The organism is Mediterraneibacter agrestimuris (assembly GCF_943193195.1).
Classification (GTDB): Bacteria; Bacillota; Clostridia; order Lachnospirales; family Lachnospiraceae; genus Schaedlerella; species Schaedlerella agrestimuris.
The window spans coordinates 115,105-129,830 of record NZ_CALPDG010000006.1 but is presented as its reverse complement, the minus strand read 5'-3'; the positions used below and the strand labels follow the sequence as shown (position 1 = coordinate 129,830).

Sequence of the window (14,726 nt, the reverse complement as noted above, 5' to 3'; positions counted from 1 at the left end):
AATCCATAGCGTATATCAAACTTACGTTCTTTTCAGACCGTAGGTTTATTAAGGTTACCCTTTTCCCTGAAAATCTTCTTAAAATAACTCTTGACTATTTACCAAATTGCTTTCTGGAAGTAAGTTCCATATGCTGTATGAAACAACTGCATTTTATTGTTGTTTCCAGTAGCATATTGTCATAGGAACTTATTATTTTCTGGGCATTGGAAAGCCCGATCCCTTGATGTCCAATTTTAGTACTAACCCCTTTTTGCTTCAGCTTATGCAGCACCATGCCGTTATCCCGAAAATGATTGCTTATGATGATTGATACACCAGTCTTATTCTGAATGATATTTAAGCCTATTTGCGGATGTTCCGTCTCTAATGTGGCTTCAATTGCATTGTCAAAAAAGATTCCCAATATTCTGGCAAGGTCTACGGTGTCTATCAGAAAACTGTCTACTTTGTCAGGAATATCAATCGTGACATCAATTCCTGACTCATGAGCATAAATTATTTTCGCAGAGAGCAGGCTCTTAATTTCCAATACACCGATGTTACTAAGTTGATTCAGTTTGTAATCACCTTGGTCAATCAGATTCTTTGTTGGGAAGATTTTATTTTCAAAAAAATCCTTTAATTCGTCCATATCGCCATTTTCTATATAGCCAGAGATAGAGAGCAAAATGTTAACATAGTCATGCTTAAAGGAGTGTAGACCATTATACATGACTTCCAGATTGTGTGTGTAGTCTTGTAAATCCTGCAAGGCTTTCTGCTTTGCCGCTGTTTGTATTTGTTCCAGATAAGAATGACGCATAGCAAGGAGTAAAAAAAGCATAACAAGCAAATACCCTAAAACATGTAATAAATTATTATATATCATTCTGCCGATAGAGCCATTTTGTCCCGGAATTATATTATCAAATAGATAGATGGTTATAAGGAGCAGTAATGCAGCATCAATCAGATACCACGTTTGCTGAAGACATAAAACACCACTGCCTGACAGTAATAATTTTTTTAACAGCTTGCCGCAAAGCAGCGTAATACAATAAAACAGAAAAATATGAATCAGTCTGATACCAAAAGAAACATACTGCTGATTGATTAAAGACAGGGGGATCAGCATATGCAGAAGATTTGTCAAAAAATTATCTGTTACGATGGCAAGAACACATCCAATCATACCCATGCAAACATTCTGTGGTGCGTTATCACGATAAGTAGCCAATCCATAAATACAAATTGCCGCCAGAATACCGAACAAGCCATATGGTATACAGGACATGAGTGTTACAGGCATTCCGGTAAGTAACAACAACATATAAAGAACTATATGCGCTTTTAGATTCATACGTTTGGGCCACACATTGCGAATGGCAAGGGAAAGCTGAAAAAAAGACAGTAGCATTTTAATATTTTCCTTCTTTCGAGATTTACTTCCTTGATTATACTGTATGTGATTCTTTGTATCAAGCATTGTTCTGCGAAAATGATGCATAAATGCGCGCTTAAGCAGGAAAAAAAGCACTTATTCACGAATTGTAGTATTTTATGACTACTTTAAGAGAATCGTTGTTTTCTCTGGTATACTATCTTGTAATAAATATATATTTGCTTTGGAAGGAGATATAAAAGATATGAAGAATTTATTAAAAGGAGCTGCTGTAGCAGCAGTGGTACTGGTTGTTTTAATAGTAATCAATGTGTTCTGCAATATGCATGACATTCACTTGGATCAGACAGCAACAGGTACAGTGTCAGCAGTTTGTGCTATGCTGTTTTATCATGGATTGACCAGAAAAAAATAGGGGGATAAATAGGCATGAGCAAATCGGGAAAATCGCGCTATAATAGACCAATCGGTTCTATGTGAAGATACATTGCAAAGTAGATTTTACCAGCCGGATTTATGTTTCGGCTGGTAAAATTTTAGTGTGAAGGGTTGCTGTTACAGCACTTTATAATAATTCAAAATTGCACTAGCGGCAGATCATTCTACACCTTGTGAAAGAAAGGAGCATAGCGGAGAACCAGTTCCAATTGTGATCAGCGGAAAAAGTGTCCGCCGGGATTTTGTAAAAGAATATAATGAGATTGCCTGTAGCATGGGTGGTTTGGGAAGAATAAAAGGAAGTGATTTTATCAGAATTTTACTTGATTATCTTGAAGTGACTGTGAAACAGGGAAATTGATGGAATAGCGAAATTCATAGTGGCACAGCTTAAGGAAACTTAGGTTGTGTCACTATTCACTTTTTTAGGATTATGTCGTATAATGAAAATCACAGGAAATATCTGTGACATTAAAATACAGGAAATTGAAGATCCGTTGATGAAAATTTCTAGTAGAGAGGAAATGAATATGACAATTTATGATATTGCAAAACTTGCCGGTGTATCAGCAAGCACAGTATCACGAGTGATTAATAATAAAGCAGGAATTAAAGAATCTACACGGCAAAAAGTGAAAGCTTTATTAAAAGAATATAATTATACACCCGATGAAAACGCAAGAGGACTGGTCAATAAAAACACAAAATTGATTGGTATTATGCTGGCAGACATCAGAAGTGCACATCATACAGATTTGACTTATGTGGTAGAGAAATATTTAAGACAGAAAGGATACTGTGGAATTATTTTAAATGCTGGTTCTGAGACGGAAGAGATGGAAGAAGCTGTCCGTTTATTGGAAAAGCGTCGTGTAGATGGGATGCTAGTTGTTGGTTCTGTATTTCAGAATGAACGAGTAAAAAATGCGATTTCAGAACATTTCTCTAAAATACCTGTGGTATTTGCCAACGGGGAATTTGATCTTCCTAATGTGTATAGTGTATTAGTGGATGAATGTGGTGGTGTAGAGCGCTGTGTAGATTTGTTGGTTCAAAAACAGAAAGGAAATATTGCGTTCATCGGAACATTGAATAGTCCAAGCAGTCAGGCAAAATTAAAAGGGTTTAAACGTGCTATGACGCGATATGGAAAGTCGGAAGAATCGTTGGTCATACTAGATGGACAGCCTTCAAAAGAGAGCGGCTATCAAATGACACAAAAATTATTAGAACAATATTCTGAAATACAGGGTGTAATATATTCCGAAGACTTAATTGCAGCAGGAGGAATGCGGGCATTTTGGGAAGCAGGTGTGAAGATACCAGATGAGATGGCGATAATAGGAATTGATAATACGATTTATGGCGAATTAAGCTGTCCGCAATTTACATCTTTGGATAATAAGATGACAGATATGGCATCTGAGGCAGCAAGGATCTTGGTAGATGCAGTTGAGGGGCGGAAAAATCCACGGAAGATTATGTTGTTTTCGGACATTATAGAACGAGAGAGTACTTGATTTTAATTAAGTAAACAAATGATGCTTGATATACTGTGCAATCAATATTGTAAGTGAATGAGAAAAGGACAATAATTAAAAATATTGTCCTTTTCTCATTTTAACAAAACAATCGATTGCAAAATCATAAATTTATAAAAATGATAAAAAAGAAAAAAGTTAGTAAATATGCATAAAAAAATGAAATAAAAAATGTGGAAAATAACGGATAAAACAATATTGAAATAGAAATTAGTGTATGATACTATAAAGACATGAAAGCAATCGATTGCAAAATATAAGATCAGGAGGGAATTAAAATGAAGAGAGTACCATATGAAACCATGGTGGAGGAGTTTAAAAGAGTTTTATTAAAAAAAGGATTTGATGAAGAAAGAGGAAAGGCCGCAGCTGAGATATTCGCACAGAATAGTTTGGCAGGAGTATATTCTCATGGGCTGAACCGTTTCCCGAGAGTAGTAAGTTATCTGGAAAAGGGAGAAATCGATCCGAATATTACAGCAACCTGTGAGTTTCGGTTTGGAAGCTTTGAACGTTGGGATGGTCATAGGGGATTCGGACCGTTAAATGCGAAGCTTGCCATGGACAGAGCGTGTGAACTTGCCAAAGAATTTGGGATAGGTATCGTGGCTCTCGGAAATAACAATCATTGGATGAGAGGCGGAAGCTATGGTTTTCAGGCGGCGGATCAGGGATGCATAGGGATTTGTTGGTCTAACACAATGCCTAATATGCCGGCATGGGGAGGTACGGACAGAAAGATTGGAAATAATCCGCTGATTTTTGCAATACCAAGAAGTAACGGACAGCATGTTGTGATCGACTGTGCAGTATCACAATTTTCATATGGAAAGATTGAAGATTGTAAACTGAAAGGAATTCAGCTTCCTGTTCCCGGAGGATACGATACGAAAGGAAATCTGACTACGGATCCGGCTGAGATTGAAAAGACATGGAGAGTACTACCAATGGGATATTGGAAAGGAAGCGGAATCTCTATTGCATTGGATTTGATCGCGACAATTCTTACAAACGGTAATTCTGTACATAAAATAGGAACATTTGGTGATGAGATAGGACTTTCACAGATCATGATCGCTGTAGATCCATCAAAAGCAAACAGTGCAGAACTGACAGATAGTATAGTGAACGATATTATTGCTGATGTCAAGTCTTCTGAACCAATTCAAGAAGATGGAAAAGTATTATATCCTGGAGAACCAGAAGCGATTACAATTCAGGATAACAAGGAAAACGGGATTCCGGTAATAGAAGAAGTATGGGAGTCCGTTCTGTCAATGTAAATAGAAGAAAAAGAAAGAAAAGGTGATAAATAATGAAAAAAATATGTTGTTTGTGTTTGTCATTGGCGCTTCTGTTTACTAGTTTGACCGGCTGCGGTTCATCTAAAGGAGACGGAGGCACGGAGCCTGAGTTAAATATTATTTTGGCGCATAATCAGACTTCACTGGAAAATCCTTATTCAAAAGCAGCAATCCGTTTTAAAGAAGCATTGGAAGAAGTTTCAGGAGGAAAGGCTACAGCAACTTTACATCATGGAACCTTAGGAGAAAATGAATCTGAACTTGTAGAAAAATTAGAGCTGGGAGCAATTCACCTGACAGTAGCAGCTCCAGGATTTATGACACTTCTCGGAGTGGATGAGATTGATATGTTTTCTTTGTTGTATCTGTTTGACAGTTTTGAACATTGGGAAGCATGCGTAGATGGAGAGTTTGGCAGGAGTATGAGTGATCTGCTGACTGAAAAGATGGACAATCGTTTTAAGATCATGGGGTATTGGTCATGTTCTGTGCGTGATTATTATGGAAAGAAACCGGTTGTATCTCCGGCTGATTTGAAAGGTATGACAATTCGTACACAAAATACTCCGGTAGTACAGGAGTTCTGGATAAAATGCCAGGCAATCCCGACTTCTGTTGCCTGGGGAGAGCTATATCAGGCACTTAGCCAGGGTGTGGTAGATTCCTCTGAAAATGACTACACCAGCTTTAGTCTGAAGGAACACCATAAAACAGATAATGGAAAATTTGTAAGTGAAACTCATCACGATTATACAACACGTTTGTTCCTGACTACAGGAAAATTCTATAATGCATTAACAGACGAACAAAGAGGATGGTTCGACGAAGCATGCCGGATCTCTACAGAAGAGAACCGTGAAAAAACATATGAAATGTTTGAAGAATCGAAAGAGCGGGTAAGAGAAGACGGGGCACAGATCACAGAGTTTGAGGATGTTGATATAGAAGCTTTTAAAGAAATTGCAATTCCTATACAGGATGAATTTGCAAAGAAGAATGGTATGGAAGATTATTTGGAGATGATTCGCCAAGAAGGAGAGAACCTAAAATAAAAGGGCAGGAATAGGAGAAAGAATATGAAGAAAGCATTGGGGTATCTGCAGAAAGTGCAGATTGTAACGGGTGGAATCTTTTTAAGTATCTTTTTGGGAAGCGTAGTGATCCAAATGGCATGCCGCTATATGGGGATTGCAGCAGTCTGGACAGAAGATGTGTCTATGTATTCCTTTATTTGGGCTGCATTCATGGGAGCGGCAGCTATGGTTTATGAAAAACAGCATTTTGCCTTTACATCTATCAGTGATAAGCTGACGAATAAGAAAGTAAAGACAATTCTGAGTATTGTAATTGCCATTATTATGTTGATTGTTTCAATTTTAATGTTTTATTATGGATGTCAGCTTACGAAACAGTTCTGGAATTATCGCTGGGTAAGTATTCAGGAATTTAAAAGAGGACCGACATGGTTATGTATTCCGGTGTGCGGCGCTACTTCAACTTTATACTTAATCGGAGAGATTATTGAAAATGTCAATAGTCTGATGAAAGGAGGAAAATGATCATGGAAGCTCTATTGGTTGTTCTGTTTGTAATATTTGTAATTATTGGTGTTCCTATTTCCTATGCCTTGGGCTTTGTGTCTTTCGCAGGAATAGCCACCCTTCCTATTATACCTAATAGTGTAGTGTTTTCTAAAATGTTCAACGGATTGAATAGTTTTACACTTTTAGCAGTTCCGCTGTTTATTCTGGCGGCCAACCTGATGAATGAAGGTTCTATATCCGACAGGCTGATTGATGTATGTAAGTCTACAGTAGGGCATGTGAGAGGCGGTCTGGCACATGCAAACATTCTGGTATCCATGATTTTTGCTGGTATTTCAGGTTCTTCTCAGGCTGATACTGCCAGTGTAGGTAAAATATTGATTCCGGCTATGGAAAAACAGGGATATGATAAAGGAACTGCCGTAGGTGTCACGGCGGCATCTTCCACACTGGGATCAATTATTCCTCCAAGTATTACGATGGTGGTATTTGCAGGAATTGCCAATGTAGGTACAGGTGCACTGTTCATGACGGGGTTGGTACCAGGAATTATGCTTGGATTGGCTATGATGGCAGTAGTTGTATTGTATTCTAAAAAGAAGAATTTCCCCAAAGGGGAAAAAGTGCCGACGAAAGAAGTGCTGAAACAAGTATGGACATCACTTCCGGCACTGTTGACACCAATTATTTTGATCGGCGGTATTGTAACAGGGTTATTTACTCCTACGGAATCAGCAGCAGTTGCGTGTGTGTATGCATTAATCATTGGTGTTTTCTTTTATCGTACGATTAAAATCAGACGGATTCCGGGAATTTTAATTGAGACGATGAAGCTTTCTTCTTTATCCCTGTTTGCATTGGCAGCAGCAAATGCTTTGGGCGAGTTGTTAAGCTATTACCGTTTGAATGAGAAAGTGCAGGAACTTTTCGTGGGAATGCCAGGCGGCAAAATTATATTCTTATTTATTGTTGTTCTGTTTTTTATGTTTGTGGGAACTTTTATGGATGCAGTACCGGCGATGATTTTGTTTGTACCAATCATTTTGCCGTCTTCAACTGCTCTGGGAATTAGTCCGATTATCTTAGGATTAATTATAATTGTAACATTATCTCTTGGACTGGTAACCCCGCCGTATGGTTTATGTCTCTTGTTAGCAGGATCTATCAGCGGGCTTAGTATTGAAGATTCATTTAAAGGAGTACTGCCATACTTTATGTCTTCAGTTGCTGTACTTGTACTGTTAGTGCTGTTCTCGGATATATTTCTTGCTATTCCGACAGCATTGTTCCCGAATTTATTCTGATAAAAAGGAGAAAAGTTTATGTTGACGGCTAATCTGAAACTGGCTGATAAATACGATTATCTGTCAGAAAAATTTATAAAAGCCTATCAATTTCTGAGAACACAAGAATTGGATGCCCTACCAACAGGTATCATTGAAATTGAAGGAGATGTGATATATGCAAATGTACAGGAATATACTACCATGCCTTGGGAAGAGTGCAAGTTCGAGGCACATGATCGATATTTTGATATTCAGTATGTAGTTTCCGGAAAGGAAATGTTTGGTTATGTAAAAAGAGAGAGTCTGAAAGAAGCTGTACCCTATGACAGCAAAAATGATCTGTTGTTTTTTGAGGAACCGGAAAACAGTGGGAAGATTTTTCTTGAAGCCGGAGATTTTGCAGTGGTTTCTCCAGAGGATGCACATAAACCAAGATGTGTAGCGGGAGAAAGCTGCAAAGTAAAAAAGATTGTGTTAAAGATAAAAGTATAGGATGACAGAGGAGAAGTAAATGCGGTTACAGACAGCAATAGACAGGGTATCCCTGGAAAGGGCAGACGAGATTATAAGACTGACCGGAGGTTATGCTGATATTATTGAAGTGGGAACTTCGCTGATTAAAGATTTCGGACTGGCAGGCAGTGTAAAAATATTGAAGGAAAAATATCCGGAACAATGTATTTTAGCAGATATTAAGACTTGTGATGAAGGGGAATATGAGTTTAGAGAAGCGTATAAAGCGGGATGTGATATTCCTACGGTAATGGGTTTTGCTTCTGTATCAACGCTTAAGGCATGTCAGAAAGTTGCACTTGAATACGAGAAAGAATACATGATAGACCTTTTAGAAGTGACGGAGGAAAAACTTAAGGTGCTGAAAAAGGAATTTTCAGATGCGATTTTCTGCGTGCATCTTCCTTCGGATGATCAAGGAAAGAATCTTAAAGAGCTGGTTGTTCATATGTGCAGTCAGTTGGATGGAATTAAAAAAATTGCTGTGGCAGGCGGTGTTACATTAGATACGATAGAAATTATGAAGAGGGCAGGAGCAGATATCGTTATTGTAGGCGCCGCAATTGCCAGAGCAGAGGACATTACAGCGGCTGTAAAAGAATTTGCAAAGATGCTTAGGAGGTAAAGGTCTATGATAGATGTGCTGCGCACTATAATGAACGAAATAGATGAGGTTATTGATAAAGTTGATGAAAAAGAGCTTCAGGCAGTTATTAGCGAAGTAAATAAGGAGAAAAGAATCTTTGTGTGCGGAGAGGGACGGTCAGGGCTTTTGGCAAAGGGATTTGCTATGCGTCTCATGCATCTGGGGTATACGGTGTTTGTTGTGGGAGAAACTATTACTCCGGCAGTAGATGAAAAAGATGTGTTTATTGCAGTATCTGGTTCGGGTAAAAGTATAAATGTAGTAAACGATGCAAAAAAAGCAGCGGATAAAGGCTGTGTGGTAATCGCAGTGATAAGCAAAGCGGACTCTCCGCTAGCGGATTTTGCGAGATTTGTTCTTATTATTCCGGGTACAGTGAAATGTGATGCCAAAGAAACGAGAGGTTCCATTCAGCTGTTAAGTTCACTGTTTGATCAGAGTCTTCATATTACACTTGATGCGCTATGTTTATTGTTAAGTTATCGTGATAATACCTCAAACGAGTCGGCTACAAATATGCATTGGTAAAGGAGAATAGTATTATGAAAATGACATTCCGTTGGTACGGAGAAGGAAATGACAGTATTACTCCGGATATGATCAGACAGATTCCGGGAGTGACAGGTCTTGTATGGGCATTGCATGACAAGGCAGCCGGTGAAATATGGGAAATAGAAGAAATAGAAGAAGCTCGCCGTCAGATTGAAGGCTCAGGCTTTCATATGGAGGTGGTAGAAAGTGTCAATGTACATGATGATATTAAAATCGGACTTCCTACGCGAGATAAATATATCGAAAACTATAAGGCGACACTTCGTAATCTGTCTAAATTTGGTGTAAAAGTTGTAACTTACAATTTCATGCCGATTTTCGACTGGACAAGAACGGATCTTTTTCATCCGTTAGAAGATGGTTCTACGGCATTATTTTATGAAAAGGATCGCATACAGGATGATTATAAAGAGATGGCAGAATATATATTAAATAATCTGCATGGTATGACGTTTCCAGGATGGGAACCTGAGAGAATGGCAAAGTTGGATGAACTTTTCGAGGCGTATCGTCCTGTTACAAAAGCAAAATTATGGGATAACCTGAAATATTTTTTAGAGGCGATCATGCCGACATGCCATGAGACAGGAATTAAAATGGCAATCCATCAGGATGATCCGCCGTGGGACATTATTGGCATACCCCGCTTGCTGTGTGATAAGGAATCTATCGGACGGTTCCTTGAAATGGTAGATGATGAATATAACTGCCTCTGTTTATGTTCCGGATCATTAGGCGCAAATCAGAAAAACGATGTTTCAGATATTATCAGGACCTATTGTGACCGAATTGCATTTGCACATATTAGAAATGTACGGCACTATCCAAATGGAGATTTTACAGAAGCATCTCATCGTGATTGCGATGGCGATACAGGAATTTTGGATATTGTGAAAGCATATCATGACTGTGGGTACAAAGGCTATGTGAGACCGGATCATGGACGGCATATTTGGGGTGAAAAGTGTAGACCGGGTTATGGACTTTATGACCGTGCACTCGGAATAATGTATCTGTGGGGATGCTGGGACATGTTAGAAAAGACAGATGGTAAAGTGCAAGAATAAAGAAGGAATGCCAGATCGCCGAAAAAAATATTTTGAAATTTCGTTTATACTAAAAGCAGACAGCAATTTTGGCTGTCTGCTTTTAGTATAAACGAAGTCACTGTTTACATCCGGGCCGTGCACTACGCTGCACGGTCGCGGATCAGTACAGTATCGGAGCTGGATATTGTTACTGGAGCACCCGTAGGGTGTGAACAGTAACTAAATGAAAACGGGGTAATAGTAGTAATAGTAGTGTGAGGTAAAAAACATTTACGAGAGCATACATCCATGATAGAATTAATTAGGAGAAATAGACTGGTAAAATGATAAAAACTTATGAAAAACTAATTTGTGCTGAGAAGAAGGAAGGGGATAGACGTGAAAAATTTACAAGGGATTTTATCTTACCAAAATAAACTGACAGATGCCATGCATCAGGATATCCTTGAGATGTTTCCGGGAGGAGCAATTTGCTGCAGTATTGAAAATGGGCATCTGATTCCTGAATGGTTTTCTAAAAAATTACCGGCATTTTGCGGATATTCCCATGAAGAGTTTCAGGCGCTGTTAAAGAAAGATTTTTTAAATGTAATATATCAGGAAGATTATGAGAGGGTAATGAGCACACTCCAAACCCAGTCTCGTTTGGATTTATATTTCAGGATACTTCACAAGAACGACGGACTTAAGTGGTGCCATATGAATGGGGCAGTGGAAGGAACAGAACTCAAAATGCTGTATGGATTTCTTGTGGAAATGTCTGCTCAGGAGTACTTGTTCCAGAGTATTGCCGATGAAACAGCAGATGAAGTCTATGTCATTCACAGAGAAACCTACGAACTGCTTTATATCAATCACCATAATGCTGCATACGAACCATCATGTTATATTGGTCAGAAGTGCTATGAAGCGCTTCATGGCAAAACAGCCCCCTGTTCTTTCTGTACTTTGAAAAGCCATGAGCATGACGGAAAATATCATGACATGCCGGTGTATGAAGAGGAACGCTTTTTGGAAACTAAATTTCATAAGATTACCTGGAATGGAATGCCGGCTTACGTAAAATATATTCGTGATGTGACGGATGAAATCTTAGCACGGAGAGAGAAGGAACGGCTGGAGCAGTATTTTCAGACAGTACTTCAGTTCCTTCCCGGCGGTGTAGTAGTTCTATGTAATAAGAGAGATGGTTCGATTGTACCAGAGTTTATATCAAATGGGTTTGCAAAAATGGTGGGTATGACCTATGATGAGGTGCAGGATCTATATACAAAGGATACTATGGAAGGGATTCACCCAGAGGACCGGGAATATGTCAGCCGTAACATAAGGCGCTGCATTGCTGAAAGGTGGGATCGCTATGAAATGTCATATCGTCTGAAAAAGGGGTCAGACATGTATATTTGGATAAAATCATCATTTTCTGTAATTCAAAGGGAGGGTGAAGATGTAAGAATTTGTGTGAGTTTTAATGATATTACGGAAGAACGGGAAGCGCAGGAGCAGATGCGCCAGCAGTATGAAAACATGATTTTCCAGCATCACAGGCAGTTCGGAAAAGAGACTTTGATTTTGGGACATTGTAATGTAACTAAGAACGTGATTCTGGAGATTGATGATTATACGAATTCCCATTTACTTGAGATATTTGGTAATGACAGAGAGGTGTTTTTTACAAATGTTGGCAGCCTGATTGTAGATGAAAAAGAACGGGAACTCTTTTTGAATACATATCTGAATGAACCGTCTCTGAAAGCTTTTCAGAGAGGGGACACGGAACGTATACAAAACTGTTATATCAAGCTGCCTAATAGATCTCAGGGGCTATACGTTCAGTTTAAGGTGATTCTGGTAGAGACTCCGGATACAGGAGATGTGACTGGAATTCTTACGGTTACAGACATTACCGATCAAACCATAAGAGAAAAGCTGGTTCATCAGCTGACTGCGGAAAGCTACGATATGGTTGCAGATGTAGATTTGATTCATGACCAGTATCGTATGCTGGCAAGTAATGATTTTGATGATGAGATGGCGGACGGACAATATTACCATAGACTGGAACGGCTGTTGTGGGACAAGGTACTTCCAGGTGAGCGAGAAGAAGTGGTCAGGAGACTAGATCCGCAGTACATTCTGCACCGCCTCGAAAAAGAAGGTTCTTATTCCATGTCCTATTCTTTGATGGCAGAACATGGGAATATTAACACAAAGAGTCTGAAGGTTTTTGCAGTGGATCTTCGCCTGGGCAGAGTCTGTCTGGCCAGAACAGATATTACAGAATCTGTGCGGGAGCAGCAGGGACTTTTGAATATGATTGCATATACCTTTGATATGGCATGTTTTCTTGATCTGGACAGCGAAATAATGACGGTTTATACTCGGGATATGGTGCTAAAAAATCTTTCTCCTTATGTTTTTCCCAATTATGCTGTGGTGTTGAAGCAACTGGAGGAATTTTATGATTCCGAGGAAGTGCCGGATATATTTGATTTGAGGAAAATGAGTCAAAAACTGGAAGAAACACCGTCAGGATATGATTTTGTACTTTCTCATCGGGGCAGTGAGGAGGTGTGTTATAAACAGATCAACGTTTTATGGGGAAATGAAACGCACAAAACGATCTGTATGGTACGGGCAGATGTAACGGATACGCTTGCGGCAGAGCACCAGGCAAAGGTGGCTCTGGAGGAAGCGCTGGAGCAGGCGGAGAAAGCCAGCAGGGCAAAAAGTGATTTCCTTGCTTCTATGAGTCATGATATCCGTACTCCTATGAACGCCATCATGGGAATGACGTCCCTGGCATTGGCTCACCTGGATGAAACAAAGAGAGTGGAGGATTACCTTCAGAAGATCTCAGTTTCTTCTAAACATCTTCTGAGCCTGATCAATGATATCTTGGATATGAGTCAGATTGAGCAATCTAAAATTCAGTTGAATGAGACAAGAATATCAATAGTAGAACAGGTAGAGCAGTTGAAGACAATCATGGCTCCACAGGCAAAAAATGCGGGTATTTTGTTCTCTGTGTATATGGACGATGTTTCACACCCATATTTTATGGGAGATGGTCTGCGTATTAATCAGATCCTCATTAATATTTTGGGTAATGCGTTTAAATTTACGGCAGAAGGCGGAACTGTAGATTTTTATATAAAAGAGATTCCGGCAAAGCAGCAAGGAGAATGGGTCCGGTATCGTTTTGTGGTCCGTGATACAGGAATCGGAATGTCTGAGGAATTTAAGAAGCATTTATTTGAACCATTTATACGCAGTAAAGAGACAGTGAAAGTGGAAGGAACTGGTCTTGGGCTTAGTATTACCAAAGGATTGGTAGACCTTATGAAAGGAACCATCAGCGTGGAAAGTCAGCTGCATCAGGGAACAACTTTTCAGATAGAGATGGAATGGAAAATAGCAGAAGAACAGACAGGGCAGAATTTATATGACCGGTCAGGAGAAGTAAATAACGAAAATATTCTTCAGGGGCTTCATTTCCTGGTTGTGGAGGATAATGCTATTAATTCTGAGATTTTATATGAGCTGCTGGAAATGCATGGAGCAACATCAACAGTGATGGAAAATGGTCATATGGGAGTTGCAGAGTTCCAAAATACAAGTCCGGGAACATATGATGCCATCCTTATGGATATTCAGATGCCGGTGATGAACGGTCTTGAGGCAACTGCTATGATCAGGAATTTAAAACGGCCGGATGCAAAGATGATTCCAATTATTGCCATGACGGCAAACGCTTTTGCTGAAGATGTGCAGGTTTCCTTAGAAAGCGGCATGAATGCTCATGTGGCAAAACCTATTAGTATTGATGCGTTATGCGATGCAGTAGCGAAGCATGTCATAAAATGATTAATAACAGCGCCAAAGGACAACATTCTATTAAAATAAAGGAGCATATAACAAGCATGACCGGATCAGAGCGAAGAGCATATATTATTGAACAAATAAAAAGCAGCAGAACACCCGTATCGGGGACAGCGCTTGCGAAGCAGTGTGAGGTAAGCCGGCAGGTGATTGTGCAGGATATTGCTCTGCTACGTACAGCAGGCTATGATATCTTGTCTACAAACCGTGGGTATATTCTACATGTGCCTGATATTGCAAGCAGGGTATTCAAGGTCAGGCATACGGATGAGCAGCTTGAAGAGGAGTTGAATCTGATTGTGGATTTGGGCGGTTATGTGGTCAATGTGTTCGTCAATCACAGAGTTTACGGACATTTAGAAGCAGAGTTGGGGATTCGCTCCCGGAAGATGGTGAAGGAGTTTTTAAGAGATATTGAAAGCGGTGTGTCCAGTCCGTTGAAAAATGTGACGTCAGGATATCATTACCACAAGGTGGAAGCAGATACAGAGGATACTTTAGACGAGATTGAAGAGATGCTGAGAGAAAAGGGACTTCTTGTAGAACAATAAGTAACAGTGCAGCCGAAAGGCTGAACTGTTACAACA

The 14,726-nt window shown here is 39.4% G+C and carries 14 protein-coding genes; 13 read left to right on the top strand and 1 reads right to left on the bottom strand.

Annotated features, from left to right (window positions below; all coding sequences use genetic code 11):
* Positions 1 to 94: 94 nt before the first annotated feature.
* A complete protein-coding gene (locus tag NFS18_RS05345) occupies positions 95 to 1,399 on the bottom strand; it encodes a sensor histidine kinase (protein WP_251388702.1) in 1,305 nt (434 codons plus the stop codon).
* 229 nt (positions 1,400 to 1,628) lie between these two features.
* Between NFS18_RS05345 and NFS18_RS05340 the strand changes: the two genes are divergently transcribed.
* From NFS18_RS05340 to NFS18_RS05280, 13 genes are all read left to right on the top strand, one after another.
* A complete protein-coding gene (locus NFS18_RS05340) occupies positions 1,629 to 1,799 on the top strand; it encodes a hypothetical protein (protein ID WP_251388700.1) in 171 nt (56 codons plus the stop codon).
* A gap of 165 nt (positions 1,800 to 1,964) precedes the next feature.
* Positions 1,965 to 2,183, top strand: a complete 219-nt coding sequence (locus NFS18_RS05335; protein WP_251388710.1) for a hypothetical protein — start codon at positions 1,965 to 1,967, stop codon at positions 2,181 to 2,183.
* A gap of 82 nt (positions 2,184 to 2,265) precedes the next feature.
* Positions 2,266 to 3,342: a LacI family DNA-binding transcriptional regulator gene (locus NFS18_RS05330; protein ID WP_251388697.1), complete on the top strand. Its 1,077-nt coding sequence runs from the start codon at positions 2,266 to 2,268 to the stop codon at positions 3,340 to 3,342.
* Positions 3,343 to 3,641: 299 nt separating this feature from the next.
* The gene (gene yiaK, locus NFS18_RS05325) at positions 3,642 to 4,646 is read left to right on the top strand and encodes a 3-dehydro-L-gulonate 2-dehydrogenase (protein WP_251388695.1); all 1,005 of its coding nucleotides are present in this window, start codon (positions 3,642 to 3,644) and stop codon (positions 4,644 to 4,646) included.
* Between the two features lie 32 nt (positions 4,647 to 4,678).
* Complete coding sequence (locus NFS18_RS05320) at positions 4,679 to 5,719, top strand: TRAP transporter substrate-binding protein (RefSeq protein ID WP_251388693.1); 1,041 nt, start codon at positions 4,679 to 4,681, stop codon at positions 5,717 to 5,719.
* Between the two features lie 24 nt (positions 5,720 to 5,743).
* Entirely contained in the window at positions 5,744 to 6,226 is a 483-nt protein-coding gene (locus NFS18_RS05315; RefSeq protein WP_251388691.1) for a TRAP transporter small permease, read from the top strand.
* Positions 6,227 to 6,228: 2 nt separating this feature from the next.
* Positions 6,229 to 7,515, top strand: coding sequence for a TRAP transporter large permease (locus NFS18_RS05310; RefSeq protein ID WP_251388689.1), 1,287 nt, complete (start codon positions 6,229 to 6,231; stop codon positions 7,513 to 7,515).
* An 18-nt stretch (positions 7,516 to 7,533) separates the two neighbouring features.
* Complete coding sequence (locus NFS18_RS05305) at positions 7,534 to 7,989, top strand: YhcH/YjgK/YiaL family protein (protein ID WP_251388687.1); 456 nt, start codon at positions 7,534 to 7,536, stop codon at positions 7,987 to 7,989.
* A 19-nt stretch (positions 7,990 to 8,008) separates the two neighbouring features.
* Positions 8,009 to 8,635, top strand: a complete 627-nt coding sequence (locus NFS18_RS05300) for an orotidine 5'-phosphate decarboxylase / HUMPS family protein (protein WP_251388685.1) — start codon at positions 8,009 to 8,011, stop codon at positions 8,633 to 8,635.
* 6 nt (positions 8,636 to 8,641) lie between these two features.
* Entirely contained in the window at positions 8,642 to 9,184 is a 543-nt protein-coding gene (gene hxlB / locus NFS18_RS05295) for a 6-phospho-3-hexuloisomerase (RefSeq protein WP_331477528.1), read from the top strand.
* 14 nt (positions 9,185 to 9,198) lie between these two features.
* Positions 9,199 to 10,275, top strand: coding sequence for a mannonate dehydratase (gene uxuA / locus NFS18_RS05290; protein ID WP_251388683.1), 1,077 nt, complete (start codon positions 9,199 to 9,201; stop codon positions 10,273 to 10,275).
* 360 nt (positions 10,276 to 10,635) lie between these two features.
* Positions 10,636 to 14,124, top strand: a complete 3,489-nt coding sequence (locus tag NFS18_RS05285) for an ATP-binding protein (protein ID WP_251388681.1) — start codon at positions 10,636 to 10,638, stop codon at positions 14,122 to 14,124.
* Between the two features lie 56 nt (positions 14,125 to 14,180).
* Entirely contained in the window at positions 14,181 to 14,690 is a 510-nt protein-coding gene (locus NFS18_RS05280; protein ID WP_251388679.1) for a transcription repressor NadR, read from the top strand.
* Positions 14,691 to 14,726: the final 36 nt, after the last annotated feature.